Origin of the sequence: Streptomyces sp. SM10 (assembly GCF_002910915.1) — a bacterium.
Classification (GTDB): Bacteria; Actinomycetota; Actinomycetes; order Streptomycetales; family Streptomycetaceae; genus Streptomyces.
Window position 1 is genome coordinate 17,409 of sequence record NZ_NEUF01000103.1, and the last position, 25,391, is coordinate 42,799.

General features: G+C 70.1%; 24 protein-coding genes. 22 read left to right on the forward strand and 2 right to left on the reverse strand.

The window, feature by feature from the left end; translation table 11 throughout:
- The first annotated feature begins 98 nt into the window (after window positions 1–98).
- The gene (gene mltG / locus B9S57_RS16165; RefSeq protein ID WP_103516287.1) at window positions 99–1,961 is read left to right on the forward strand and encodes an endolytic transglycosylase MltG; all 1,863 of its coding nucleotides are present in this window, start codon (window positions 99–101) and stop codon (window positions 1,959–1,961) included.
- Entirely contained in the window at window positions 1,958–2,800 is an 843-nt protein-coding gene (locus B9S57_RS16170) for a shikimate dehydrogenase (RefSeq protein WP_103516288.1), read from the forward strand. Before mltG ends, B9S57_RS16170 begins: the two co-directional genes overlap by 4 nt.
- A gap of 54 nt (window positions 2,801–2,854) precedes the next feature.
- Here B9S57_RS16170 and B9S57_RS16175 read toward each other — a convergent pair whose 3' ends face one another.
- Window positions 2,855–3,289 (reverse strand): hypothetical protein, encoded by a 435-nt coding sequence (locus B9S57_RS16175; RefSeq protein ID WP_103516289.1) that lies wholly within the window; start codon window positions 3,287–3,289, stop codon window positions 2,855–2,857.
- A gap of 298 nt (window positions 3,290–3,587) precedes the next feature.
- Between B9S57_RS16175 and aroC the strand changes: the two genes are divergently transcribed.
- The 7 genes from aroC (at window position 3,588) to nusB (ending at window position 10,001) form a co-directional block, all read left to right on the forward strand.
- Entirely contained in the window at window positions 3,588–4,772 is a 1,185-nt protein-coding gene (gene aroC / locus B9S57_RS16180; protein ID WP_103516290.1) for a chorismate synthase, read from the forward strand.
- Complete coding sequence (gene aroB / locus B9S57_RS16185; protein ID WP_103516291.1) at window positions 4,769–6,415, forward strand: 3-dehydroquinate synthase; 1,647 nt, start codon at window positions 4,769–4,771, stop codon at window positions 6,413–6,415. Before aroC ends, aroB begins: the two co-directional genes overlap by 4 nt.
- On the forward strand, window positions 6,412–6,855 hold the full coding sequence (aroQ, locus tag B9S57_RS16190; RefSeq protein ID WP_103516292.1) for a type II 3-dehydroquinate dehydratase: 444 nt from the start codon (window positions 6,412–6,414) through the stop codon (window positions 6,853–6,855). The genes aroB and aroQ overlap by 4 nt, the downstream gene beginning before the upstream one ends.
- A gap of 108 nt (window positions 6,856–6,963) precedes the next feature.
- On the forward strand, window positions 6,964–7,773 hold the full coding sequence (locus B9S57_RS16195) for a Pro-rich N-terminal domain-containing protein (RefSeq protein WP_103516293.1): 810 nt from the start codon (window positions 6,964–6,966) through the stop codon (window positions 7,771–7,773).
- A gap of 69 nt (window positions 7,774–7,842) precedes the next feature.
- The gene (locus tag B9S57_RS16200; protein WP_103516294.1) at window positions 7,843–8,949 is read left to right on the forward strand and encodes an aminopeptidase P family protein; all 1,107 of its coding nucleotides are present in this window, start codon (window positions 7,843–7,845) and stop codon (window positions 8,947–8,949) included.
- 51 nt (window positions 8,950–9,000) lie between these two features.
- Window positions 9,001–9,567 (forward strand): elongation factor P, encoded by a 567-nt coding sequence (efp, locus tag B9S57_RS16205; protein ID WP_015607360.1) that lies wholly within the window; start codon window positions 9,001–9,003, stop codon window positions 9,565–9,567.
- Between the two features lie 2 nt (window positions 9,568–9,569).
- Window positions 9,570–10,001, forward strand: a complete 432-nt coding sequence (gene nusB, locus B9S57_RS16210) for a transcription antitermination factor NusB (RefSeq protein ID WP_073751719.1) — start codon at window positions 9,570–9,572, stop codon at window positions 9,999–10,001.
- 153 nt (window positions 10,002–10,154) lie between these two features.
- Here nusB and bldD read toward each other — a convergent pair whose 3' ends face one another.
- Window positions 10,155–10,655 carry a transcriptional regulator BldD gene (gene bldD, locus B9S57_RS16215; RefSeq protein ID WP_014157378.1) on the reverse strand — a complete coding sequence of 167 codons (501 nt, stop codon included), beginning with the start codon at window positions 10,653–10,655 and terminating at the stop codon, window positions 10,155–10,157.
- A 219-nt stretch (window positions 10,656–10,874) separates the two neighbouring features.
- On the opposite strand from bldD, the gene pyrR reads away from it, so the two are divergent.
- The 13 genes from pyrR (at window position 10,875) to metK (ending at window position 25,343) form a co-directional block, all read left to right on the forward strand.
- Complete coding sequence (gene pyrR, locus B9S57_RS16220; RefSeq protein ID WP_103516295.1) at window positions 10,875–11,459, forward strand: bifunctional pyr operon transcriptional regulator/uracil phosphoribosyltransferase PyrR; 585 nt, start codon at window positions 10,875–10,877, stop codon at window positions 11,457–11,459.
- Between the two features lie 92 nt (window positions 11,460–11,551).
- Window positions 11,552–12,568, forward strand: a complete 1,017-nt coding sequence (locus B9S57_RS16225; protein WP_103516296.1) for an aspartate carbamoyltransferase catalytic subunit — start codon at window positions 11,552–11,554, stop codon at window positions 12,566–12,568.
- Window positions 12,569–12,570: 2 nt separating this feature from the next.
- Window positions 12,571–13,857, forward strand: a complete 1,287-nt coding sequence (locus B9S57_RS16230) for a dihydroorotase (RefSeq protein ID WP_103516297.1) — start codon at window positions 12,571–12,573, stop codon at window positions 13,855–13,857.
- Window positions 13,854–14,456 (forward strand): hypothetical protein, encoded by a 603-nt coding sequence (locus tag B9S57_RS16235; protein ID WP_103516298.1) that lies wholly within the window; start codon window positions 13,854–13,856, stop codon window positions 14,454–14,456. Before B9S57_RS16230 ends, B9S57_RS16235 begins: the two co-directional genes overlap by 4 nt.
- Entirely contained in the window at window positions 14,453–15,595 is a 1,143-nt protein-coding gene (gene carA / locus B9S57_RS16240; RefSeq protein WP_103516299.1) for a glutamine-hydrolyzing carbamoyl-phosphate synthase small subunit, read from the forward strand. The genes B9S57_RS16235 and carA overlap by 4 nt, the downstream gene beginning before the upstream one ends.
- Window positions 15,588–18,896, forward strand: a complete 3,309-nt coding sequence (gene carB / locus B9S57_RS16245) for a carbamoyl-phosphate synthase large subunit (protein ID WP_103516300.1) — start codon at window positions 15,588–15,590, stop codon at window positions 18,894–18,896. The genes carA and carB overlap by 8 nt, the downstream gene beginning before the upstream one ends.
- A 57-nt stretch (window positions 18,897–18,953) precedes the next feature.
- The gene (locus B9S57_RS16250; protein WP_103516301.1) at window positions 18,954–20,063 is read left to right on the forward strand and encodes a quinone-dependent dihydroorotate dehydrogenase; all 1,110 of its coding nucleotides are present in this window, start codon (window positions 18,954–18,956) and stop codon (window positions 20,061–20,063) included.
- The gene (gene pyrF, locus B9S57_RS16255) at window positions 20,060–20,899 is read left to right on the forward strand and encodes an orotidine-5'-phosphate decarboxylase (protein ID WP_103516302.1); all 840 of its coding nucleotides are present in this window, start codon (window positions 20,060–20,062) and stop codon (window positions 20,897–20,899) included. Before B9S57_RS16250 ends, pyrF begins: the two co-directional genes overlap by 4 nt.
- Before the next feature lie 244 nt (window positions 20,900–21,143).
- Window positions 21,144–21,467, forward strand: coding sequence for an integration host factor (locus B9S57_RS16260; RefSeq protein ID WP_014157387.1), 324 nt, complete (start codon window positions 21,144–21,146; stop codon window positions 21,465–21,467).
- Window positions 21,468–21,505: 38 nt separating this feature from the next.
- Window positions 21,506–22,123 (forward strand): guanylate kinase, encoded by a 618-nt coding sequence (gmk, locus tag B9S57_RS16265; RefSeq protein WP_103516303.1) that lies wholly within the window; start codon window positions 21,506–21,508, stop codon window positions 22,121–22,123.
- 102 nt (window positions 22,124–22,225) lie between these two features.
- On the forward strand, window positions 22,226–22,498 hold the full coding sequence (gene rpoZ, locus B9S57_RS16270) for a DNA-directed RNA polymerase subunit omega (protein WP_003970369.1): 273 nt from the start codon (window positions 22,226–22,228) through the stop codon (window positions 22,496–22,498).
- A 178-nt stretch (window positions 22,499–22,676) separates the two neighbouring features.
- Window positions 22,677–23,879: a bifunctional phosphopantothenoylcysteine decarboxylase/phosphopantothenate--cysteine ligase CoaBC gene (coaBC, locus tag B9S57_RS16275; protein WP_103516304.1), complete on the forward strand. Its 1,203-nt coding sequence runs from the start codon at window positions 22,677–22,679 to the stop codon at window positions 23,877–23,879.
- Window positions 23,880–24,119: 240 nt separating this feature from the next.
- Window positions 24,120–25,343 (forward strand): methionine adenosyltransferase, encoded by a 1,224-nt coding sequence (gene metK / locus B9S57_RS16280; RefSeq protein WP_103516305.1) that lies wholly within the window; start codon window positions 24,120–24,122, stop codon window positions 25,341–25,343.
- The last annotated feature ends 48 nt before the right edge of the window (window positions 25,344–25,391 follow it).

Below are 25,391 nucleotides of genomic sequence, written 5' to 3' on the forward strand. Positions count from 1 at the left end.
GCGATACGGTAACGTTCCGCGCGATGCGCCGGTGTTCGAACAGACACCGCACAGCAAAGCGAAGAGGCGGAGCGTCGTCTCGCGGCTCAAGGGGATCGATGACTGAGTATGGCCGGGGCTCCGGCTCCGAACCGTGGCATCCCGAGGACCCCCTGTACGGGGACCAGGGATGGGGAGGCCAGCAGGCCGCCCACGGCCAGGACCAGGGCCAGTACGACGGCCGGCAGCAGCAGCCCTACGCCCAGGACCCGTACGCCCAGCAGCACCAGCAGGACCCGTACGCCCAGCAGGGCTACCAGCAGGACCCGTACCAGCAGCAGCACCAGCAGGACCCGTACGCCCAGCAGGGCTACCAGCAGGCCCCGTACCAGCAGCAGCGTCGGCAGGACCCGTACCAGCAGCAGCATCCGCAGGACCCCTACCAGCAGGCGCCGCACGGCGCGCCGCAGGATCCGTACGCCCAGCAGCCGCAGCAGCCGCAGCAACCGCACCCCGACAACGGCGGCTGGGACACCGGCCAGCAGGCGGCGATGCCGTACGGCGCCCAGCAGCAGCCCTCGTACGGCAACGACGCCGGCGGCTACGGGGAGCAGGCCGACCCCTACGGCACACCCGAGGCCTACCCCCCTCCGCAGCCCCCGAGCCACCGTGAGCAGGCGCCCCAGCAGCCCCAGCAGCAGTCCGAGCAGCCCCAGCAGGGCCAGGACTGGGATCCGGACGCGCCGCAGGAGGAGACGCATCCCTTCTTCACGGGCGCGGACGAGCCGGCGGACGACCGGGGCTCCCGCTCGCGTTCCCGATCCCGTGAGGACGACGCGTACGAGGACGACCCGCGTGAGTCCGGCCGGGACGGTGGAGAACGCCGCGGCAAGGGCAAGAGGAAGAGCCGAAACGGCTGCGCCTGCCTCGGTGTGGCCGCGGTCCTCGTCGGGGGCCTGGGCGGAGTGACCTACTTCGGCTACTCCTACTACCAGAACCAGTTCGGCGAAGCCCCGGACTACACGGGCAGCGGCACGGGCTCGGTCGAGGTGGAGATCCCCGAGGGTGCGTACGGGAACGAGATCGCGAGCATTCTGAAGAAGGCCGGCGTCGTGAAGTCGTCCGACGCCTTCATTTCCGCTCAGAAAGGGAATCCCAAGGGGGAGTCTCTCCAGGCGGGTGTCTATCTCCTGAAGAAGGAGATGTCGGCTGACAGTGCTGTGACGCTGATGCTCGATCCGAAGAGCCAGAACGCGTTGATCATTCCCGAGGGGCGCACCAACCGGGAAATCTACGCGCTGATCGACAAACGAATCGGCGCCAAGGACGGTTCCACGGCGAAAGTGGCGAAGGCTGAGGCCAAAAACTTCGACCTGCCGGACTGGGCAGAAGGTGGTCCCGATATCAAGGACCCGTTGGAGGGCTTTCTCTATCCGGCGGCCTATCCGGTCAGCAAGGGGGCGAAGCCGGAGGACGTACTCAAGAAGATGGTCGCCCGGGCCAACAAGGAGTACGGCGATGTGGATCTGGAGGCGACCGCCAAGAAGCTCGGACTCGACGGCCCCTGGCAACTGGTCACTGTCGCGAGCCTGGTTCAGGCCGAAGGCAAGTACAAGCATGACTTCGACAAGGTCGCGAGGGTCGTGTACAACCGCCTCAAACCTGACAACACGCAGACGTATGGGCTACTTGATTTTGACTCGACGGTCAATTACATGAGGAAGGAAAGTACGCTCGATATCGGTGCGGTGGACGACATCCGGAAGATCGATGATCCGTACAACACCTACCACATCAAGGGGCTCCCGGCGGGACCCATCAATAACCCTGGAGCTGTAGCGCTGAATTCAGCGGCGAATCCGGCTTCCGGTCCCTGGTACTACTTCGTGTCTGTCACCGAGGACAAGACGGTTTTTGCGGTGACCAACGAGGAGCACGAGCGCAACCGCAAGAAGTACGAAGACCAGAAGGCGGGCCAGTGAGCACGCTGAGGCGGGCCGCCGTCCTCGGCTCACCCATCGCCCACTCCCTCTCCCCGGCCCTGCACCGCGCCGCATACGCGGATCTCGGCCTGGAGGACTGGTCGTACGACCGCTTCGAGGTCGACGAGGCGGCGCTGCCCGGCTTCGTCCAGGGGCTGGACTCCTCCTGGGCGGGACTCTCCCTGACCATGCCGCTCAAGCGGGCGATCATCCCGCTGCTCGACGGGATCAGTGACACGGCGGCCTCCGTCGAGGCCGTCAACACCGTCGTCCTCACCGAGGACGGCCGCCGCCTCGGTGACAACACGGACATCCCGGGGATCGTCGCGGCTCTGCGTGAACGCGGAGTCGAGAAGATCGAATCCGCCGCCGTCCTCGGAGCCGGAGCCACCGCTTCCTCCGCGCTTGCCGCCCTCGCCGAGATCTGCACCGGGCCGGTCACGGCCTACGTGCGCAGCGCGGCACGGGCCGACGAGATGCGCGACTGGGGCGGACGCCTCGGCGTCGACGTCAGGATCGCGGACTGGGCCGAGGCGGATGCCGCCCTGCACGCCCCCCTCGTGATCGCCACCACCCCGGCCGGCGCCACGGATGCCCTGGCGGACGCCGTTCCCGCGGTGCCCGGCACCCTGTTCGACGTCCTGTACGAGCCCTGGCCGACCGCATTGGCCGCTCGCTGGGCTGAAGCCGGAGCGGGTGTGGTGGGAGGCCTCGACCTCCTCGTGCACCAGGCCGTTCTCCAGGTGGAACAGATGACCGGTCAGGATGCACCGCTCGCCGTCATGCGCGCCGCGGGTGAGGCCGCGCTGGGCGGGCGTACCCCGGGCGTCTCCGGCTGAGGCGGGAGGGCGGGACGTGGGGTCGTCCCACCCTCGGGCCTGCCTTCCGGACGGTCAGGCCGCCTCGGAGACCCAGCAGGTCCTGTAGGTCACGATCTCGCTGCCCTCCTTGTTGGCGATCTGGATGCCGATGCCGTACAGACCGGCGTCGCTCTGGGCACTGGTGTACCAGGCGCGGCCACCGGGGGCCCCGCCGTCGTAGGAGTGCCAGCCCCAGTACTTGATGCCGCCGCCGTAGTTGCGGGAGACGAAGCGGACCTCGGGGTGGTGCCCGTCCGACGAGATGTCCAATGCGGTGAGCTCCAGGTCGATGGAGGTGATGGTGCCCTTGCTCCACCAGCGGTACCCCAGCTCACCCTGGGCGCCGCCCGAGGTGCACGTCATGTAGCGCCAGTCGGAGTTGCCCTCCCCGGCGTATGCGGTGCCACCGAGGGTGGCGGTGAGTGCCAGTGCGGCGCCCAGGGTGAGCGAGATCAGGGATTTACGCATGATGTTCATCCTTGTGGATTATTTGTGTGAAGATATTGCGCCACGATTGTCGCCACCCCCCGATAGGTCGTCAAATGTAATTCAATTCGTCTATTCATATGGCATATATGGCGCGTGAATGTATGAATGTGATGACTTTTCCGGTTGGTCGGGTCCGGTGTTCGCCCGACAGTGCCGTCCGTCTGATGGACCGGCGGCGGGTCCGCCCTCCCGATCGTGGGAGGATCAGGGGCGGCGGGCCAGGGCCGCGCACCCGGTCGCGCCGTTGCAGTTACAGGCGCGAGCATGAGGAGCACCGTTGAGCAGGTTGCGCTGGCTGACCGCCGGAGAGTCGCACGGCCCCGCACTGGTGGCGACGCTGGAGGGTCTTCCCGCCGGTATCCCCGTCACCACGGAGATGGTGGCGGACGCGCTCGCCAGGCGACGGCTCGGTTACGGGCGTGGCGCCCGGATGAAGTTCGAGAAGGACGAGGTCACCTTCCTCGGCGGTGTCCGGCACGGCCTGACCATGGGCTCGCCCGTCGCCGTGATGGTCGGAAACACCGAGTGGCCCAAGTGGGAGCAGGTCATGTCGGCCGACCCGGTCGACCCCGAGGTGCTGGCCTCCCAGGCCCGTAACGCCCCGCTCACCCGCCCCCGGCCCGGCCACGCCGACCTCGCCGGGATGCAGAAGTACGGCTTCGACGAGGCCCGCCCGGTCCTGGAGCGCGCCAGCGCCCGGGAGACCGCGGCCCGTGTCGCCCTCGGAGCCGTCGCCCGCTCCTACCTCAAGGAGACCGCGGGTATCGAGATCGTCTCCCACGTCGTCGAGCTGGCCGCGGCCAAGGCGCCCTACGGCGTCTACCCCAAGCCCTCCGACGTCGAGCGGCTCGACGCCGACCCCGTGCGCTGCCTCGACGCCGAGGCGTCGAAGGCGATGGTCGAGGAGATCGACCAGGCCCACAAGGACGGCGACACCCTCGGCGGAGTCGTCGAGGTGCTCGCCTACGGCGTCCCCGTCGGCCTCGGCTCGCACGTCCACTGGGACCGCAAGCTGGACGCCCGGCTGGCGGGTGCGCTCATGGGCATCCAGGCCATCAAGGGCGTCGAGGTCGGCGACGGCTTCGACCTCGCCCGGGTACCCGGGTCCCAGGCACACGACGAGATCGTGGCCACCGAGAACGGCATCAAGCGCACCTCCGGCCGCGCCGGCGGCACCGAGGGCGGCCTGTCCACCGGTGAGCTGCTGCGCGTGCGCGCCGCGATGAAGCCCATCGCCACCGTGCCCCGCGCGCTCGCCACCATCGACGTGGTGACCGGCGAGGCCACCAAGGCCCACCACCAGCGGTCCGACGTCTGTGCCGTCCCGGCCGCCGGGATCGTCGCCGAGGCGATGGTGGCCCTGGTGCTGGCCGACGCGGTCGCGGAGAAGTTCGGCGGCGACAGCGTCGCCGAGACCCACCGCAACGTGCAGTCGTACCTCTCCCACCTCCAGATCCGGTGAACGGCCCGCTGATCGTCCTGGTCGGTCCCATGGGGGTCGGCAAGTCCACGGTGGGAGAGCTGCTCGCCGAACGCCTCGGCACCACCTACCGGGACACCGACGCGGACGTCGTCGCCACCGCCGGAAAGTCGATCCCGGAGATCTTCTTCGACGAGGGCGAGGAGCACTTCCGGGCCCTGGAGCGCGAAGCCGTGCGGGAGGCCGTCGCGGGACACCCGGGCGTGCTCGCCCTCGGCGGCGGTTCCGTCCTCGACGCCGCGACCCGCGCGCTGCTCGCCGGCCACCGGGTCGTCTACCTCTCGATGGACGTGGACGAGGCGGTCAAGCGGGTCGGGCTGAACACGGCCCGCCCCCTGCTCGCCGTCAACCCGCGCAGGCAGTGGCGCGAGCTGATGGACGCCAGGCGCCATCTGTACGAGGAAGTGGCGGGTGCGACCGTCGCGACCGACGAACGCACCCCCGAAGAGGTCGTCCAGGCGGTCCTCGACGCAACGGAACTGCCGGAGCGCACGGCCGGGGCCGTGCCGTCCGGCCAGGAGAACACACGCATGAGCGAGCAGGGCACCACGCGCATCCAGATCGCCGGCACGGCGGGCACCGACGCCTACGAGGTGCTCGTCGGCCGCCAGCTCCTCGGCGAGCTGGCGAACCTCATCGGCGACCGCGCGAAGCGGGTGGCCGTCCTCCACCCCGAGGCGCTCGCCGAGACCGGTGAGGCGGTCCGCGAGGACCTCGCGGCCCAGGGCTACGAGGCCATCGCCATCCAGCTGCCGAACGCCGAGGAGGCCAAGACCGTCGAGGTCGCCGCCTACTGCTGGAAGGCGCTCGGCCAGACCGGCTTCACCCGCACCGACGTCATCGTCGGCGTCGGCGGCGGCGCCACCACCGACGTCGCCGGATTCGTCGCCGCTTCCTGGCTGCGCGGGGTCCGCTGGATCGCCGTGCCGACGACCGTGCTCGCCATGGTCGACGCGGCGGTCGGCGGGAAGACCGGCATCAACACCGCCGAGGGCAAGAACCTCGTCGGCGTCTTCCACCCGCCGGCCGGGGTCCTCTGCGACCTCGCCGCGCTGGACTCGCTGCCGGTGAACGACTACGTCTCCGGGATGGCCGAGATCATCAAGGCCGGCTTCATCGCCGACCCGGTCATCCTCGACCTCGTCGAGGCCGATCCGCAGGGCGCCCGTACGCCCGCCGGACCGCACACCGCGGAGCTCATCGTGCGCTCCATCCGGGTCAAGGCGGAGGTCGTCTCCAGCGACCTCAAGGAGTCCGGCCTGAGGGAGATCCTCAACTACGGCCACACCCTGGCCCACGCCATCGAGAAGAACGAGCGCTACAAGTGGCGCCACGGCGCGGCCGTCTCGGTCGGCATGGTCTTCGCGGCGGAGCTCGGCCGGCTCGCCGGGCGCCTCGACGACGCCACCGCGGACCGGCACCGCGCCGTCCTGGAGTCCGTCGGGCTGCCGCTCACCTACCGCGGTGACCAGTGGCCCAAGCTCCTGGAGAACATGAAGGTCGACAAGAAGTCCCGCGGTGATCTGCTGCGCTTCATCGTCCTGGACGGCATCGGGAAGCCCACCGTGCTGGAGGGGCCCGACCCGGCCGTCCTGCTCGCCGCCTACGGGGAGGTCTCCGCGTGACGACCCGCCGGGTCCTCGTGCTCAACGGCCCGAACCTGGGCCGCCTCGGCTCCCGCGAGCCCGACGTGTACGGGGCGACGTCCTACGCCGGCCTCGTCGACACCTGCCAGGCCGTCGGCAAGGAGCTCGGCTTCGACGTCGACGTCCGGGAGACCAACGACGAGGGCGAGCTCATCCGCTGGCTCCACGAGGCGGCGGACGGCTCGATTCCGGTCGTCATCAACCCGGGCGCCTTCACGCACTATTCGTACGGGATCCGCGACGCCGCAGCCCAGCGCACCGCCCCGCTGATCGAGGTTCACATCTCGAATCCGTACGCACGTGAGGAATTCCGCCACACCTCGGTGATCGCCCCGGTGGCCACCGGCACCGTGGCAGGATTCGGGATCGGCTCCTACCGGCTCGCCCTGCGAGCCCTCGCCGACGAACTGACGGGCTGACACCGGGCACTCCGTGCCTTCCCCGCCCGTTCACCGCAGGGCGGCCGGGGAGGGTACGGTTGCCGTTCGACCAGCGCCAGTTGCCTGTACGAGACGGAGTGGCACCGGATGCAGCACGCAGTGGGGGCCCCGCTGCCTCCGCCCCAAGGACCCGGGAACGGGCCGTGGACGCACCAGGCACAGCACTCGGGCCACCCCGGCCAGGCGGGGCCGCCGCCCCCCTCCGTGGCGCCCGTACCGCAGCCTCAGGCGCCCCCGCGCGTCCCGATGCCGCCCTCCCCCGAGAACACCGGCCACGTCCAGCTGCCGCCCGGGGGACCCGTCCCGCTGCCCGCGCCGCCCGCTGAGCCGGGAACCGGCGCGGCCACCCTGGCCGTGCTCCTCATCGGCCCCGCCGGCGCCGGCAAGACCACGGTCGCCAAGCTCTGGGCCGGCCGACGCCGGGTGCCCACCGCGCACGTGTCCCTGGACGACGTCCGCGAATGGGTCTGCTCCGGATTCGCCGACCCCCAGGCCGGATGGAACGACCATTCCGAGGCCCAGTACCGCCTCGCCCGGCGCACCTGCGGCTTCGCCGCCCGTAATTTCCTGGCCAACGGCATCTCCTGCATCCTCGACGACGCGGTCTTCCCCGACCGGCCCGTCGTCGGCCTCGGAGGCTGGAAGCGCCATGTCGGCCCCGGTCTGCTGCCCGTCGTCCTCCTGCCCGGTCTCGAGGTGGTCCTGGAGCGCAACGCGGCCCGCAGCGGGAACCGCAGGCTCTCCGACGAGGAAGTCGCCCGGATCCACGGCCGCATGGCCGGCTGGTACGGCTCGGGCCTGCCGATCATCGACAACTCCACCTACGACGTCGAGACGACCGCGCGGGTCCTCGACGACGTCCTGGCACGCTCCATAGCCAGCCCGCCCGTCTGGTAGCGCCGGTGCGGTTCCCGGTCGGGTGCGCTGACCGGGCGGGGCTCCGCCCGCGCTCGTAGGCTCGCAGACATGTCAGAGGTGTACGCCGTCCGACGCGGGCTGCTGCGTGACCGGTATGCCGCCGCCGGATCCGCGGCCGCACTGGTCTCCCGCCCCGCCAACGTCCGCTATCTCGCGGGCGGGGCCCCGCCCGGCGCCGTGCTGTTGCTCGGCCCCGGCGAGGACGTCCTGCTCTGTCCCCACGCGCCGACCGGGGACCCCGCCCACGGGCGTCCCGACGAGCAGCTGCGGCTGACCGTCCTGCCCGAGGCCGACGGCGACCCGGTCGTCGCGGCGGCGGATCTCGCCGAGGGTCTGCACGCCGACTCCCTGGCGGTCGAGGAGCACGACCTGACGGTCGCCCGACACCGCGCCATGCGTTCCGTCGCCCCACGTCTGCGCCTCGGTGACCTCGGAAGCACGGTGGAGCAGCTGCGCCTGGTGAAGGACGAGGAGGAGATCGCCTGCCTGCGGATCGCGGCGGAGATCACCGACCAGGCCCTCGGCGAACTCCTCGAATCCATCCTGGTGGGCCGCACCGAACGCCACCTCGCCCTGGAGCTGGAGCGCAGGCTGGTGGACCACGGCGCGGACGGCCCGGCCTTCGACACCTCGGTGGGGACGGGCCCCCACTCGGGGCTGGGCCGCCACCGGCCCACCGATCGCAGGGTCGAGGAAGGCGATTTCCTCTCTGTCTGCCTCGGTGCGAACTACCGCGGATACCGCTGCGAGATCGGCCGGACGTTCGTCATCGGGACCAGTCCGGCGGACTGGCAGATCGAGCTCTACGATCTCGTTTTCGCCGCTCAGCGGGGTGCGCGGGAGGCACTCCTGCCCGGAGCCGCCTACCGCGACGTGGACCGCGCGGCCCGCCATCTCCTGGACTCCGCGGGCTACGCGGACGGCCTCCAGCCGAGCACCGGGCACGGGGTCGGACTGGAAATCGACGAGGACCCGCAGTTGGCACCGGCAGCCATGGGTAAACTGGACGCTTGTGTGCCGGTCACCGTCGAACCGGGGGTCCACCTCCCGGGCCGGGGCGGTGTCCGGATCGATGACACGCTCGTCGTGCGCCCCGAGGCGGACGGCGGACCCGAGCTACTCACCATTACGACCAAGGAGCTGCTCGCGCTCTAGCGCGCGTTCGTTGGTTGTCCACCAGCTTTCAGTCCAGGAGATTCCGCAACCGTGGCTTCCACGAACGACCTCAAGAACGGCCTGGTGCTCAAGCTCGACGGAGGCCAGCTCTGGTCCGTCGTCGAGTTCCAGCACGTCAAGCCCGGCAAGGGCCCGGCCTTCGTGCGTACCAAGCTCAAGAACGTGCTCTCCGGCAAGGTCGTCGACAAGACGTTCAACGCCGGCGTGAAGGTCGAAACGGCCACCATCGACCGCCGTGACATGCAGTTCTCGTACATGGACGGCGAGTACTTCGTCTTCATGGACATGGACACGTACGACCAGCTCATGGTCGACCGCAAGGCAGTCGGCAACGCCGCCAACTTCCTGATCGAGGGCTTCACCGCCTCGGTCGCGCAGCACGAGGGCGAGGTGCTCTACGTCGAGCTGCCCGCCGCGGTCGAGCTGAACATCCAGCACACCGACCCGGGTGTCCAGGGCGACCGCTCCACCGGTGGCACCAAGCCCGCCACCCTGGAGACCGGTTACGAGATCGGTGTCCCGCTCTTCATCACCACCGGCGAGAAGATCAAGGTCGACACCCGTACGGGCGACTACCTCGGCCGGGTGAACAGCTAACCGTGGCTGCCCGGAACAAGGCCCGCAAGCGCGCCTTCCAGATCCTTTTCGAGGCCGACCAGCGCGGCGAGTCCGTGCAGACGGTCCTCGCGGACTGGGTACGGCTCTCGCGGACCGACGACCGTCAGCCGCCGGTCGGTGAATTCACGATGGAGCTGGTCGAGGGGTACGCGCAGTACGCGGACCGCATCGACGACCTCATCGTCACCTACGCCGTGGACTGGGAGATCGACCGCATGCCGGTCGTCGACCGGAGCATCCTGCGGCTCGGTGCGTACGAGCTGATCTGGATGGACTCGACCCCGGACGCCGTCGTGATCGACGAGGCGGTGCAGCTCGCCAAGGAGTTCTCCACGGACGACTCCCCGACCTTCGTGAACGGCCTGCTGGCCCGGTTCAAGGACCTCAAGCCGAATCTCCGCCGGGAGCAGTAGCCCCGGGCGGTTTCGAGCCGAACGAAGGGCCCACGGTCGATGCGACCGTGGGCCCTTCGGCGTACCCGGAGGCCGGGAGGAGACGAAAACGCCGGGTCGGCGGGGCCCTTCAGGGCCCCGCCGACCCGGCGGTACGTTTCTTCGCGGGGCCTTTCAGCCCTCGTCGTGCGCCACCGCGCGCCGCGCGTCGGCGTCCAGCACGCCCCAGCTGATGAGCTGCTCCGTGAGCACGGACGGCGACTGGTCGTAGATCACGGCCAGCGTCCGCAGGTCGTCCTGGCGGATGGAGAGCACCTTGCCGTTGTAGTCGCCGCGCTGGCTCTGGATCGTCGCCGCGTAACGCTGCAGCGGTCCGGCCTTCTCCGGCGGCACATGGGCGAGGCGCTCGAGGTCGAGGACCAGCTTCGGCGGCGGCTCGGCGGCACCGCCGGGGGTCGTGCCCGGCAGGAGCTCCTGCACCGGGACGCCGTAGAAGTCGGCCAGCTCGGCAAGGCGCTGCACGGTCACGGCGCGGTCGCCGCGCTCGTAGGAACCGACCACGACGGCCTTCCAGCGGCCCTGCGACTTCTCCTCCACGCCGTGGAGGGAGAGGCCCTGCTGGGTGCGGATGGCGCGGAGCTTGGCCCCGAGCTGCTTTGCGTATTCGCTGGACATAAGGCTCCCCGGACGCTGGAACATTGCGGCTGGGCCGCGTGGCTGGTAACTCACTGTGAGGTTACGCAGCGTTACTTGGCTGCGTCAAGCCGAAAGGTCCGGGCTGCCACCTCCTGGGGGCGGGGCCAGGGTCTCGCACAAGCCCTGGTAACGTGGATGACGCAATTTCGACGTCCTTTAACGTCCGTCCAGTGAGGCGGAGAAGGAGGTCCGTTTCTTATGGACGCACAGCATGACCACACCGGCAATGCGGCACGCCCCGTTCTCGAGGCTCCCGACATCGCCCGGGCACTGACCCGGATCGCCCACGAGATCGTCGAACGCGCCAAGGGCGCCGACGACGTGGTGCTCCTCGGCATCCCCACGCGAGGGGTCTTCCTCGCCGACAGGCTCGCCGGAAAACTCGAAGAGATCACCGGCCGGAAGACGCCGGTCGGGTCACTCGACATCACGATGTACCGCGACGACCTCCGGATGCACCCGGCGCGCGCCCTGGCACGCACCGAGATCCCCGGTGAGGGCATCGAGGACCGCCTCGTCGTGCTCGTCGACGACGTGCTCTTCTCCGGCCGCACGATCCGGGCCGCACTCGACGCGCTCGGCGACATCGGCCGGCCCCGTGCCGTACAGCTCGCGGTCCTCGTCGACCGGGGCCACCGCGAACTCCCGATCCGCGCCGACTACGTCGGCAAGAACCTCCCCACGTCGCTGCGGGAGACGGTCAGGGTCCAGCTCGCCGAGGAGGACGGCCGCGACGCCGTGCTGCTCGGCGTCAAGCAGACCGTCCCGGCAGGCGAGCAGTAGCAGAGTCCCCTCCCGTGCGTCCCACCGGCGGCCGCACGGCTGCTCCGGCACGCCCGCCTGCCTGATTCCTCCACCCTTCACGGAGATCCCAGATGCTGCGCCCTCCCGGGAACAACCCCCGGACCCCCCGTCACCTCATCTCGGCCGCAGACCTCACCCGCGACGACGCCGTCCTGATCCTCGACACCGCCGAGGAGATGGCCCGGGTCGCGGACCGGCCGATCAAGAAGCTCCCCACACTGCGTGGACGAACGGTCGTCAACCTGTTCTTCGAGGACTCGACCCGTACGAGGATCTCGTTCGAGGCCGCCGCGAAGCGCCTCTCCGCGGACGTCATCAACTTCTCCGCGAAGGGTTCGTCCGTCTCCAAGGGCGAGTCGCTCAAGGACACCGCCCTGACCCTGGAGGCCATGGGCGCCGACGCCGTCGTCATCCGGCACGGCGCCTCCGGAGCCCCGTACCGCCTCGCCACCTCCGGCTGGATCGACAGCGCGGTCGTCAACGCCGGTGACGGCACGCACGAGCACCCCACCCAGGCGCTGCTGGACGCGTTCACGATGCGCCGCAGGCTGGTCGGGCACGACGCGGGTATCGGCCGGGACCTCGAAGGGCGCCGAATCACGATCGTCGGCGACATCCTGCACAGCCGCGTCGCCCGCTCCAACGTCCACCTGCTGCACACCCTCGGGGCGCAGGTCACCTTGGTGGCCCCGCCCACCCTCGTGCCCGTCGGCGTCGAGCAGTGGCCCTGCGACGTCAGCTACCGCCTCGACGACGTGCTCCCGAAGTCGGACGCGGTCATGATGCTCCGTGTGCAGCGCGAACGGATGAACGCCGCCTACTTCCCGACCGAGCGCGAGTACTCCCGCCGCTACGGCCTCGACGGCGAACGCATGGCGAAGATGCCCGAGCACGCCATCGTGATGCACCCCGGCCCGATGGTCCGCGGCATGGAGATCACGGCCGAGGTCGCCGACTCCGACCGCTGCACCGCCGTCGAGCAGGTCGCCAACGGCGTATCCACCCGCATGGCCGTCCTGTACCTGCTGCTCGGCGGTTCCGAGACCGCCCTGCCCTCCGCCTCCGCCCGTACCGAGGAGAACAAGTGACCATGAGCAAGATCCTGATCCGCGGTGCGAAGGTCCTCGGTGGTGAGCCGGCGGACGTCCTCATCGACGGCGAGACGATCGTGGAGACCGGCACCGGCATCGAGGCGGGCGACGCCACCGTCATCGAGGCGGCCGGCCAGATCCTGCTGCCCGGCCTCGTCGACCTCCACACCCACCTGCGCGAGCCCGGGCGCGAGGACTCCGAGACGGTCCTCACCGGCACCAAGGCGGCGGCGGTCGGCGGCTTCACCGCCGTCCACGCCATGGCCAACACCTTCCCCGTCGCCGACACCGCCGGTGTCGTCGAGCAGGTCTGGCGCCTCGGCAAGGAGTCCGGCTACTGCGACGTCCAGCCCGTCGGCGCCGTCACCGTCGGCCTGGAGGGCAAGCAGCTCGCCGAGCTCGGAGCCATGCACGACTCCGCCGCCGGCGTGAAGGTCTTCTCCGACGACGGCAAGTGCGTCGACGACGCCGTGATCATGCGCCGCGCACTGGAGTACGTGAAGGCCTTCGACGGCGTCGTCGCCCAGCACGCCCAGGAGCCCCGCCTCACCGAGGGCGCCCAGATGAACGAGGGCATCGTCTCCGCCGAGCTCGGGCTCGGCGGCTGGCCCGCCGTCGCCGAGGAGTCGATCATCGCCCGCGACGTCCTCCTCGCCGCCCACGTCGGCTCCCGGGTGCACATCTGCCACCTGTCGACGGCCGGTTCCGTGGAGATCGTCCGCTGGGCCAAGTCCAAGGGCTGGAACGTCACCGCCGAGGTCACGCCGCACCACCTGCTGCTCACCGACGAACTCGTACGGACCTACAACCCCGTCTACAAGGTGAACCCGCCGCTGCGCACCGAGGCCGACGTCATGGCCCTGCGCGAGGCCCTCGCCGACGGCACCATCGACTGCGTGGCCACCGACCACGCCCCGCACCCGCACGAGGACAAGGACTGCGAGTGGGCCGCCGCGGCCATGGGCATGGTGGGCCTGGAGACCGCGCTCTCCGTGGTCCAGCAGACGATGGTGGACACCGGACTCCTCGACTGGGCGGGCGTCGCCGACCGCATGTCGATGCGTCCCGCGGCCATCGGCAGGCTCGAAGGACACGGCCGACCCGTCTCGGCGGGTGAGCCCGCCAACCTCACCCTGGTCGATCCGGCATACCGTGGGGCCGTGGACCCCGCGGGCTTCGCCTCCCGCAGCCGCAACACTCCGTACGAGGGTCGCGAGCTGCCCGGCCGAGTGACCCACACCTTCCTGCGGGGCCGTGCCACGGTCGTCGACGGGAAGCTCGCGTGACAACACTCAACCCCCTCCTCCGACTCGCCGCCGAGCAGAAGTCGGCCGAGGTGACGGACTGGTCGGCCCGCATCAGCTGGGTCATCGGACTGGCCCTGTTCATCGCGTTCGTCTACTGGCTGATGCGCCAGGGATGGAAGTGGCGCGGCAGGCTGCAGTCCGGTCTCCCCGAGCTCGCGAGCACCCCCGAAGGATTCGCGGACGGGGAGAAGGTCCTCACCCTCACCGGCCGCTACCACGCCTCCACGACCGCCGGGCAGTGGCTCGACCGGATCGTGGCGCACGGCCTCGGCACCCGCAGCCGGGTCGAGCTGACGCTCACCGCACAGGGCCTGGACGTCGTACGCCCCGGGGCGGCCGACTTCTTCGTACCGGCCGCCGCCCTGCGCGAGGCCAGGCTCGACAAGGCACTCGCCGGCAAGGTCCTGCCCGAGGGCGGCCTGCTGGTCGTCACCTGGGAGCACGGCGGAACGCTGATCGACTCGGGATTCCGCTCCGACCACGCGGCCGAGCACCAGGCGTGGGTCGACGCCGTCACCCACCTCACCGGTACAGCCGGCACCCACCTCACCAGCACGACGGAAGGCACCGCACGATGACGATCTCCACCCGGGGAGCAGGAAAAGCTCCCGCCGTACTCGTACTGGAGGACGGCCGCTCCTTCCGCGGCCGCGCCTACGGGGCCGTGGGGGAGACCTTCGGAGAGGCGGTGTTCTCCACCGGCATGACCGGCTACCAGGAGACGCTGACCGACCCCTCGTACCACCGCCAGGTCGTCGTCATGACGGCCCCGCACGTCGGCAACACCGGCGTGAACGACGACGACCCCGAGTCGAAGCGGATCTGGGTCTCCGGCTACGTCGTCCGCGACCCCGCCCGGACGCCCTCCAACTGGCGCTCCCGCCGCTCGCTGGACGAGGAGCTCACGAGCCAGGGCGTCGTCGGCATCAGCGGCATCGACACCCGCGCCCTCACCCGCCACCTGCGTGAGCGCGGCGCCATGCGCGTCGGGATCTTCTCCGGGAACGCCCTCCAGGACGAGGGCACGCTCCTCGCCAAGGTCCGCCAGGCCCCCGAGATGAGCGGCGCGGACCTCGCGGCCGAGGTCGCCACCAAGGAGACCTACGTCGTCCCCGCGATCGGCCCCAGGAAGTTCACCGTCGCCGCGATCGACCTCGGCATCAAGGGCATGACCCCGCACCGCATGGCCGAGCGCGGCATCGAGGTGCACGTCCTGCCTGCCACCGCCACCCTGGAGGACGTGTACGCCGTCGAGCCCGACGGAGTCTTCTTCTCCAACGGCCCCGGCGACCCGTCCACCGCCGACCACCCGGTCGCCGTCATGCGCGGTGTCCTGGAGCGGAAGACCCCGCTCTTCGGCATCTGCTTCGGCAACCAGATCCTGGGCCGCTCGCTCGGCTTCGGCACCTACAAGCTGAAGTACGGCCACCGCGGCATCAACCAGCCCGTGCAGGACCGCACGACCGGCAAGGTCGAGGTCACCGCGCACAACCACGGATTCGCCGTCGACGCCCCGCTCGACAAGGTCTCCGACACGGAGTTCGGCCGCGCCGAGGTCTCCCACGTATGCCTGAACGACCAGGTCGTCGAAGGGCTGCAGCTGCTCGACCAGCCGGCCTTCAGCGTCCAGTACCACCCCGAAGCAGCCGCGGGCCCGCACGACGCCGCGTACCTCTTCGACCGTTTCGTCACCCTGATGGAGGGCCAGCGTGCCTAAGCGCTCCGATATCCAGTCCGTCATGGTCATCGGCTCCGGTCCGATCGTCATCGGCCAGGCCGCCGAGTTCGACTACTCCGGCACCCAGGCCTGCCGCGTGCTCAGGGCCGAGGGCCTGCGCGTCATCCTGGTGAACTCCAACCCGGCGACGATCATGACCGACCCGGAGATCGCCGACGCCACGTACGTCGAGCCGATCACCCCCGAGTTCGTCGAGAAGATCATCGCCAAGGAGCGCCCCGACGCGCTGCTCCCGACCCTGGGCGGCCAGACCGCGCTCAACACCGCGATCTCCATGCACGAGAACGGTGTCCTGGAGAAGTACGGCGTCGAGCTCATCGGCGCCAACGTCGAGGCCATCAACAAGGGCGAGGACCGCGACCTCTTCAAGGGAGTCGTCGAGGCCGTCAAGGCCAGGATCGGCTACGGCGAGTCCGCCCGCTCCGTCATCTGCCACACGATGGACGACGTCATCGCCGGTGTCGACACCCTCGGCGGCTACCCCGTCGTCGTCCGCCCCTCCTTCACGATGGGCGGCGCCGGCTCCGGCTTCGCCCACGACGAGGAGGAGCTGCGCCGCATCGCGGGTCAGGGCCTCACGCTCTCGCCGACCACCGAGGTGCTCCTGGAGGAGTCCATCCTCGGCTGGAAGGAGTACGAGCTCGAGCTGATGCGCGACAGACACGACAACGTCGTCGTCGTCTGCTCCATCGAGAACTTCGACCCGATGGGTGTCCACACCGGCGACTCCATCACCGTCGCCCCGTCGATGACGCTCACCGACCGTGAGTACCAGCGGCTGCGCGACATCGGCATCGCGATCATCCGCGAGGTCGGCGTCGACACCGGCGGCTGCAACATCCAGTTCGCGATCGACCCGGCCGACGGCCGGATCATCGTGATCGAGATGAACCCGCGCGTCTCCCGCTCCTCGGCGCTCGCCTCGAAGGCCACCGGCTTCCCGATCGCCAAGATCGCCGCCAAGCTGGCCGTCGGCTACACGCTCGACGAGATCCCCAACGACATCACCGAGAAGACCCCGGCCTCCTTCGAGCCGACCCTCGACTACGTCGTGGTCAAGGCCCCGCGCTTCGCCTTCGAGAAGTTCCCCTCCGCCGACTCCACCCTCACCACCACCATGAAGTCGGTGGGCGAGGCCATGGCGATCGGCCGCAACTTCACCGAGGCCCTCCAGAAGGCCCTGCGCTCCCTGGAGAAGAAGGGCTCCCAGTTCGCCTTTACCGGCGAGCCGGGCGACAAGGCGGAGCTCCTCGCCGAGGCGGTCCGCCCCACGGACGGCCGCATCAACACCGTCATGCAGGCGATCCGCGCCGGAGCCACCCAGGAAGAGGTCTTCGACGCCACGAAGATCGACCCCTGGTTCGTCGACCAGCTCTTCCTGATCAAGGAGATCGCCGACGAGCTGGCCGCGGCCGAGCGCCTCGACACCGACCTGCTCGCCGAGGCCAAGCGGCACGGCTTCTCCGACGCGCAGATCGCCGGGATCCGCGGCCTGCGCGAGGACGTCGTACGCGAGGTCCGGCACGCGCTGGGCATCCGCCCGGTCTACAAGACGGTCGACACCTGCGCCGCCGAGTTCGCCGCGAAGACGCCGTACTTCTACTCCTCCTACGACGAGGAGAGCGAGGTCGCGCCCCGCACCAAGCCAGCGGTGATCATCCTCGGCTCCGGGCCGAACCGCATCGGCCAGGGCATCGAGTTCGACTACTCCTGCGTCCACGCCTCCTTCGCGCTGAGCGACGCGGGCTACGAGACCGTGATGGTCAACTGCAACCCGGAGACCGTCTCCACCGACTACGACACCTCCGACCGGCTCTACTTCGAGCCGCTCACCCTCGAGGACGTCCTGGAGATCGTGCACGCCGAGTCGCTGGCCGGCCCGATCGCCGGCGTCATCGTGCAGCTCGGCGGCCAGACCCCGCTGGGCCTGGCGCAGGCGCTCAAGGACAACGGTGTGCCCGTCGTCGGCACCTCCCCGGAGGCGATCCACGCCGCCGAGGACCGCGGGGCCTTCGGCCGGGTCCTCGCCGAGGCCGGCCTGCCCGCGCCGAAGCACGGCACCGCCACCACCTTCGACGAGGCCCAGGCCATCGCCGACGAGATCGGCTACCCCGTCCTCGTCCGCCCGTCGTACGTGCTCGGCGGCCGGGGCATGGAGATCGTCTACGACGAGACGCGCCTCTCCTCGTACATCGCCGAGTCCACCGAGATCAGCCCCACGCGGCCGGTCCTGGTCGACCGCTTCCTCGACGACGCCATCGAGATCGACGTCGACGCGCTCTACGACGGCACCGAGCTCTACCTCGGCGGCGTCATGGAGCACATCGAGGAGGCCGGCATCCACTCCGGCGACTCCGCCTGCGCGCTGCCCCCGATCACCCTCGGCGGCTACGACATCAAGCGGCTGAGGGCCTCCACCGAGGGCATCGCCAAGGGCGTCGGCGTACGCGGACTGATCAACATCCAGTTCGCCCTCTCCGGCGACATCCTCTACGTCCTCGAAGCCAACCCGCGCGCCTCGCGGACCGTCCCCTTCACCTCGAAGGCGACCGCGGTCCCGCTCGCGAAGGCCGCCGCCCGCATCTCGCTGGGCGCGACCGTCGCGGAGCTGCGCGAGGAGGGCCTGCTGCCGAAGCAGGGCGACGGCGGCACCCTGCCGCTGGATGCCCCGATCTCCGTCAAGGAGGCCGTCATGCCCTGGTCGCGCTTCCGCGACATCCAGGGCCGCGGCGTCGACACGGTCCTCGGCCCGGAGATGCGCTCCACCGGTGAGGTCATGGGCATCGACTCCGTCTTCGGCACGGCGTACGCCAAGTCGCAGGCCGGCGCCTACGGCCCGCTGCCCACCAAGGGGCGCGCCTTCATCTCGGTCGCCAACCGCGACAAGCGCACGATGATCTTCCCGGCCCGCGAGCTGGTCGCCCACGGCTTCGAGCTGATGGCCACCTCCGGCACCGCCGAGGTCCTCAAGCGCAACGGGATCAACGCCACCGTCGTGCGCAAGCTCTCCGAGGGCGAGGGCCCGAACGGCGAGAAGACCATCGTCCAGCTGATCCACGACGGTGAGGTCGACCTCATCGTCAACACCCCGTACGGGACGGGCGGCCGGCTCGACGGCTACGAGATCCGCACCGCGGCCGTGGCGCGGTCCGTGCCCTGCCTCACCACGGTCCAGGCGCTCGCCGCCGCCGTCCAGGGCATCGACGCGCTCAACCACGGAGGGGTCGGCGTACGTTCCCTCCAGGAACACGCGGAACATCTGACCGCGGCCCGCGACTAGCAAGCCAGCACAGGGGGACACCGGAAACGGTGTCCCCCTCTTCATGAGGACACCGTGATGTACAAACTCTTCTTCCAGCTGGTCTTCAAGCGGATGGACCCGGAGCAGGCCCACCACACGGCCTTCCGGTGGATCGGCCTCGCCGCCCGCGTCCCCGTGCTGCGCACCTTCGTCGCCGCCGTGCTCGCCCCCCGCCACGAGGAGCTGCGCACCGAGGCCCTCGGCCTGCGGATGCACGGCCCCTTCGGCCTCGCCGCCGGCTTCGACAAGAACGCCGTCGCGATCGACGGCATGTCGATGCTCGGCTTCGACCACATCGAGATCGGCACCGTCACCGGGGAGCCCCAGCCCGGAAACCCGAAGAAGCGGATGTTCCGCCTCGTCGCGGACCGGGCGCTGATCAACCGCATGGGCTTCAACAACGAGGGCTCCGCGGCCGTGGCCGAGCGCCTCGCCGCCCGCACCCCGGTCTTCCGCACGACCGTCGGGGTCAACATCGGCAAGACCAAGGCCGTCCCCGAGGCCGAGGCCGTGGGCGACTACGTGAAGTCCACCGAGCGGCTCGCCGCCCACGCCGACTACCTCGTCGTGAACGTCTCCTCGCCCAACACGCCAGGCCTGCGCGACCTCCAGGCCACCGAGTCGCTCCGCCCGCTGCTCACCGCGGTGCGCGAGGCCGCCGACCGCACCGTCACCGGCCGGCGGGTCCCGCTGCTCGTCAAGATCGCCCCGGACCTCGCGGACGAGGACGTCGACGCGGTCGCCGACCTCGCCGTCGACCTCGGCCTGGACGGCATCATCGCCACCAACACCACCATCGCCCGCGACGGCCTGGGCCTGAGGTCCGACCCGTCCCTGGTCCAGGAGACCGGCGGACTCTCCGGAGCGCCCCTCAAGGAGCGCTCCCTGGAGGTCCTGAGCCGCCTGTACGCCCGCGTGGGGACCCGGATCACCCTGGTGGGCGTCGGGGGCGTCGAGAACGCCGAGGACGCCTGGCAGCGCATCCTCGCCGGTGCCACGCTCGTCCAGGGCTACAGCGCCCTCATCTACGAGGGCCCCTTCTACGCCCGCGCGATCCACGAGGGCCTGGCCGCACGCCTGGCCACCTCCCCGTACGCCACCCTCGCCGAAGCCGTCGGCGCCTCGACACGGAAGGCCGTGCAGTGACTCCCGAACCCTTCGGCGCCCGCCTGCGCCACGCCATGGACACCCGCGGGCCGCTCTGTGTCGGCATCGACCCGCACGCCTCCCTGCTGGCCTCCTGGGGCCTGAGCGACGACGTCGCCGGCCTCGAGCGCTTCACGCGTACGGTCGTCGAGGCGCTGGCCGACCGGGTCGCCGTGCTCAAGCCGCAGTCCGCCTTCTTCGAACGCTTCGGGTCGCGGGGCGTCGCCGTCCTGGAGAAGGCCGTCGAAGAGGCCCGCGCGGCAGGGGCCCTCGTGCTCATGGACGCCAAGCGCGGGGACATCGGCTCCACGATGGGGGCCTACGCGGCCACCTACCTGGACACGGACTCGCCGCTCTTCTCGGACGCGGTCACCGTCTCGCCGTACCTCGGCTTCGGCTCCCTGCGGCCGGCGCTCGACGCGGCCGCCGTCTCCGGCGCGGGTGTCTTCGTGCTCGCCCTCACCTCCAACCCGGAGGGCGCCGAGGTCCAGCGCGCCACCGCCGCGGACGGGCGCTCGCTGGCACAGCTGATGCTCGACCACATGGCCGCCGAGAACGCCGGCGCGACGCCCCTCGGCTCCGTCGGCGCGGTGGTCGGCGCGACGCTCGGGGACGCGGGCGCCGATCTGTCGATCAACGGTCCGCTGCTCGCTCCCGGCATCGGCGCCCAGGGCGCCACCCCCGCGGATCTGCCCCGCGTCTTCGGCGCCGCCGTGGGCAACGTCGTGCCGAGCGTGAGCCGGGGTGTTCTGCGCCACGGACCGGACGCGTCAGGGCTGCGCGAAGCGGCCGGGAGGTTCGCGGACGAGGTCCGTACGGCCGTCTCGGGTAGCTGACCATCCCACGTAACAGCCTGTTGGTGGAATCCTGACCAGAATTCCGGGTTGTTATGGCCGATATGTCCGTCTAGATCGAGGCTGACCAGGACTTTTCCGCTGTTCTCGCTGACTCGGGCGGTCCAGCCCGCTAGTCTCCGTCGAGAGCCAACGAGTACACGTTGTTCGTTGCTCACCAGGTGGGGAGCCTCCAGGTTCCCCGCCGGTCCGTATCCGACAGATCGACATCCGAGGTGACGTAGGCGTGGCTCTTCCGCCCCTTACCCCTGAACAGCGCGCAGCCGCGCTCGAAAAGGCCGCCGCGGCTCGCCGGGAGCGGGCCGAGGTCAAGAATCGACTCAAGCACTCCGGCGCCTCGCTCCACGAGGTCATCAAGCAGGGCCAGGAGAACGACGTCATCGGCAAGATGAAGGTCTCCGCTCTTCTCGAGTCCCTGCCGGGCGTGGGCAAGGTCCGCGCCAAGCAGATCATGGAGCGTCTCGGCATCTCCGAGAGCCGCCGTGTCCGGGGTCTTGGCTCCAACCAGATCGCATCCCTGGAGCGTGAGTTCGGCGGCAGCGCCGCCTGACGTTCTCAGGCACTCCTGAGAGCGGGGATAATCGCCCCATGGCTGCAACATCCCGGGGGACGTCCCCCGTACCCCCGGACGCACGTCCGCGGCTGACCGTGCTCTCCGGCCCCTCGGGGGTCGGCAAGAGCACGGTCGTCGCTCATATGCGCACAGTTCACCCCGAGGTGTGGCTCTCGGTGTCGGCGACGACCCGCAAGCCGCGCCCCGGCGAACGCAACGGTGTCCACTACTTCTTCGTCGAGGACGAGGAATTCGACAAGCTGGTCGCCAACGGCGAGCTGCTGGAGTGGGCCGAGTTCGCCGGCAACCGTTACGGCACGCCCCGCCGGGCCGTGCTCGACCGCCTGGAGGCGGGCGAACCCGTCCTGCTGGAGATCGATCTGCAGGGCGCCCGGCTGGTCCGCCAGTCGATGCCCGAGGCGCAGCTCGTCTTCCTCGCTCCGCCCGGCTGGGAGGAGCTGGTGCGCCGGCTCACCGGCCGGGGCACGGAGGCGCCCGACGTGATCGAGCGCCGGCTCGCGGCGGCGAAGGTCGAACTGGCCGCCGAGGCCGAGTTCGATACGACGCTCGTCAACACCTCCGTCGAGGACGTGGCGCGCGAGCTGCTAACGTTGATGCTGCAGGCTTCCGGCCTCCACGGTACGGACGGCTGACCTCACGGTCCCCCCGCCGGCCCGCGGACGCAGAGCATCACCACTGCGGAACCAGCATGATCAAAGATCTCTTTGATCTCTATCCCCTTCGGAAGGCAGAGAGTGTCCTCTTCCATCACCACGCCCGAGGGCATCATCAACCCGCCGATTGATGAGCTCCTTGAGGCCACCGACTCGAAGTACAGCCTTGTGATCTACGCCGCCAAGCGCGCGCGCCAGATCAACGCGTACTACTCGCAGCTCGGTGAAGGCCTCCTCGAGTACGTCGGTCCGCTCGTCGACACCCACGTGCACGAGAAGCCGCTCTCGATCGCGCTCCGCGAGATCAACGCGGGCCTGCTGACCTCCGAGGCCATCGAGGGCCCCGCGCAGTAAGCGGGCGTCACGCAGGAATCGCACCTTCACCACAGGCCCGGCGGTCGGTATCCGCCGGGCCTGCGGTGTGCCCGGAGCCGGACCCGCCGCCGGGAGCCCGGTGCGGTGAGGCAGCATGGAGTCCGTACGTCATGAGGCCGCACGCGAGTGCGCACGGACACGAGTGCGGGGAGACGCAGTGGAGAAGCCGAAGGTCGTCCTGGGGGTCAGCGGGGGCATCGCCGCGTACAAGGCGTGCGAACTTCTGCGGAGGCTGACGGAGTCCGGCCACGACGTGCGGGTCGTGCCGACCGAGGCGTCGCTGAACTTCGTCGGGGCGGCCACCTGGTCGGCCCTCTCCGGCAACCCCGTGTCGACCGAGGTCTGGGAGAGCGTGCACGAGGTGCCGCACGTGCGGATCGGCCAGGCGGCCGACCTCGTCGTGGTCGCTCCCGCCACCGCCGACATGCTCGCCAGGGCCGCGCACGGCCTCGCCGACGACCTCCTCACCAACACCCTGCTCACCGCGCGCTGTCCGGTCGTCTTCGCCCCCGCGATGCACACCGAGATGTGGGAGCACCCCGCCACCCAGGAGAACGTCGCCACCCTGCGCCGTCGCGGCGCGGTCGTCATCGAGCCCGCCGTCGGCAGGCTCACCGGCGTGGACACCGGCAAGGGCCGGCTGCCCGACCCCGGGGAGATCTTCGAGGTCTGCCGCCGCGTCCTGGCCCGCGGCCCCGTCGCCCCGGACCTCGCCGGCCGTCACGTGGTGATCAGTGCGGGCGGCACCCGCGAGCCGCTCGACCCGGTCCGCTACCTGGGGAACCGGTCCTCGGGCAAGCAGGGATACGCCCTCGCCCGTACGGCCGTCGCCCGGGGCGCCCGGGTGACGCTGATCGAGGCCAACACGGGGCTCCCCGACCCCGCGGGAGCCGACGTCCTGCGCGTGGGGACCGCCGTGCAGCTCCGCGAGGCGGTCCTGAAGGCGGCGGCCGACGCCGATGTGGTCGTGATGGCCGCGGCGGTCGCCGACTTCCGTCCGGCCGCCTACGCGACGGGGAAGATCAAGAAGAGGGACGGGCAGGAACAGCCCCCCGTCGAGCTCGTCCGCAACCCCGACATCCTCGCCGAGGTCGCCGCGGACCGCGCCCGGCCGGGGCAGCTCGTCGTCGGATTCGCCGCCGAGACCGACGACGTCCTCGCCAACGGCCGCGAGAAGCTCCGCCGGAAGGGCTGCGACCTCCTCGTCGTGAACGAGGTGGGGGAGCGCAAGACCTTCGGCTCCGAGGAGAACGAGGCGGTCGTGCTCGGGGCCGACGGCGCCGAGACCGCTGTGCCGTACGGACCCAAGGAAGCGCTTGCCGACACGGTATGGGACCTGGTCGGGGCGCGTTTCCGTTAGATTGCGTAAGCGCCGTTCCGTCGGGAAGGAACCCACGGTAATCGGCTCGGTCCCGCACCCGGAAGGAGGGATTGTCGTACCGCAGTCAACAGTGCCGCAGGTCACAGACCTCCCAAGGGGCGAGACGCGTGACCCAAACACCGGAAGCGACCGATAAACTGGTCGACGGAATGTGCCGGGCGCAGCTCCCGGAGTTCCATCAATGATCAGCCAGCAGCCGCTGCAACCCCAGGGAGCGATGTGTCCCGCCGTCTCTTCACCTCGGAGTCCGTTACCGAGGGCCACCCCGACAAGATCGCTGACCAGATCAGCGACACGATTCTCGACGCGCTCCTGCGTGAGGACCCCTCCTCGCGCGTCGCCGTCGAGACCTTGATCACCACCGGTCTGGTGCATGTCGCGGGTGAGGTCACGACCAAGGCCTACGCCGACATCCCCAACCTCGTGCGCAACAAGGTGCTGGAGATCGGCTACGACTCCTCCAAGAAGGGCTTCGACGGAGCCTCCTGCGGCGTCTCGGTGTCCATCGGGGCGCAGTCCCCGGACATCGCGCAGGGCGTCGACACGGCGTACGAGAAGCGCGTCGAGGGTGCCTCCCGAAGGGAAGAGGAGGACGAGCTCGACAAGCAGGGCGCGGGCGACCAGGGGCTGATGTTCGGCTACGCCTGCGACGAGACGCCCGAGCTCATGCCGCTGCCGATCTACCTGGCGCACCGGCTCTCCCGCCGGCTCTCCGAGGTCCGCAAGAACGGGACCATCCCGTACCTGCGCCCCGACGGCAAGACCCAGGTCACCATCGAGTACGACGGTGACAAGGCCGTCCGTCTCGACACGGTCGTCGTCTCCTCGCAGCACGCCTCCGACATCGACCTGGACTCGCTGCTCGCACCCGACATCCGCGAGTTCGTCGTCGAGCACGTCCTCAACCAGCTCATCGAGGACGGCATCAAGCTGGACACCGAGGGCTACCGCCTGCTGGTGAACCCGACCGGGCGCTTCGAGATCGGCGGACCGATGGGCGACGCCGGCCTCACCGGCCGCAAGATCATCATCGACACCTACGGCGGCATGGCCCGCCACGGTGGCGGCGCGTTCTCCGGCAAGGACCCGTCCAAGGTCGACCGCTCGGCCGCCTACGCCATGCGCTGGGTCGCCAAGAACGTCGTGGCGGCCGGTCTCGCCGCCCGCTGCGAGGTCCAGGTCGCCTACGCGATCGGCAAGGCCGAGCCGGTGGGTCTGTTCGTCGAGACCTTCGGCACCGCGGCGGTCGACACGGAGAAGATCGAGCACGCCATCGGTGAGGTCTTCGACCTCCGCCCGGCCGCGATCATCCGCGACCTCGACCTGCTCCGTCCGATCTACGCCCAGACGGCGGCCTACGGACACTTCGGCCGTGAGCTTCCCGACTTCACCTGGGAGCGCACCGACCGCGTGGACGCGCTGCGCGAGGCGGCGGGGCTCTAGCACCGCCCGCTCTCCATCACGCCGGGGCCCGGACACCGCACGAGGTGT

Excerpts from the sequence above, each read along its gene's own strand:
- mltG (WP_103516287.1), top strand. The coding sequence starts at position 99 with ATGACTGAGTATGGCCGGGGCTCCGGCTCCGAACCGTGGCATCCCGAG.
- B9S57_RS16175 (WP_103516289.1), bottom strand. The coding sequence starts at position 3,289 with ATGCGTAAATCCCTGATCTCGCTCACCCTGGGCGCCGCACTGGCACTC.
- B9S57_RS16195 (WP_103516293.1), top strand. The coding sequence starts at position 6,964 with ATGCAGCACGCAGTGGGGGCCCCGCTGCCTCCGCCCCAAGGACCCGGG.
- B9S57_RS16200 (WP_103516294.1), top strand. The coding sequence starts at position 7,843 with ATGTCAGAGGTGTACGCCGTCCGACGCGGGCTGCTGCGTGACCGGTAT.
- bldD (WP_014157378.1), bottom strand. The coding sequence starts at position 10,655 with ATGTCCAGCGAATACGCAAAGCAGCTCGGGGCCAAGCTCCGCGCCATC.
- pyrR (WP_103516295.1), top strand. The coding sequence starts at position 10,875 with ATGGACGCACAGCATGACCACACCGGCAATGCGGCACGCCCCGTTCTC.
- B9S57_RS16225 (WP_103516296.1), top strand. The coding sequence starts at position 11,552 with ATGCTGCGCCCTCCCGGGAACAACCCCCGGACCCCCCGTCACCTCATC.
- B9S57_RS16230 (WP_103516297.1), top strand. The coding sequence starts at position 12,571 with ATGAGCAAGATCCTGATCCGCGGTGCGAAGGTCCTCGGTGGTGAGCCG.
- carA (WP_103516299.1), top strand. The coding sequence starts at position 14,453 with ATGACGATCTCCACCCGGGGAGCAGGAAAAGCTCCCGCCGTACTCGTA.
- B9S57_RS16250 (WP_103516301.1), top strand. The coding sequence starts at position 18,954 with ATGTACAAACTCTTCTTCCAGCTGGTCTTCAAGCGGATGGACCCGGAG.
- gmk (WP_103516303.1), top strand. The coding sequence starts at position 21,506 with ATGGCTGCAACATCCCGGGGGACGTCCCCCGTACCCCCGGACGCACGT.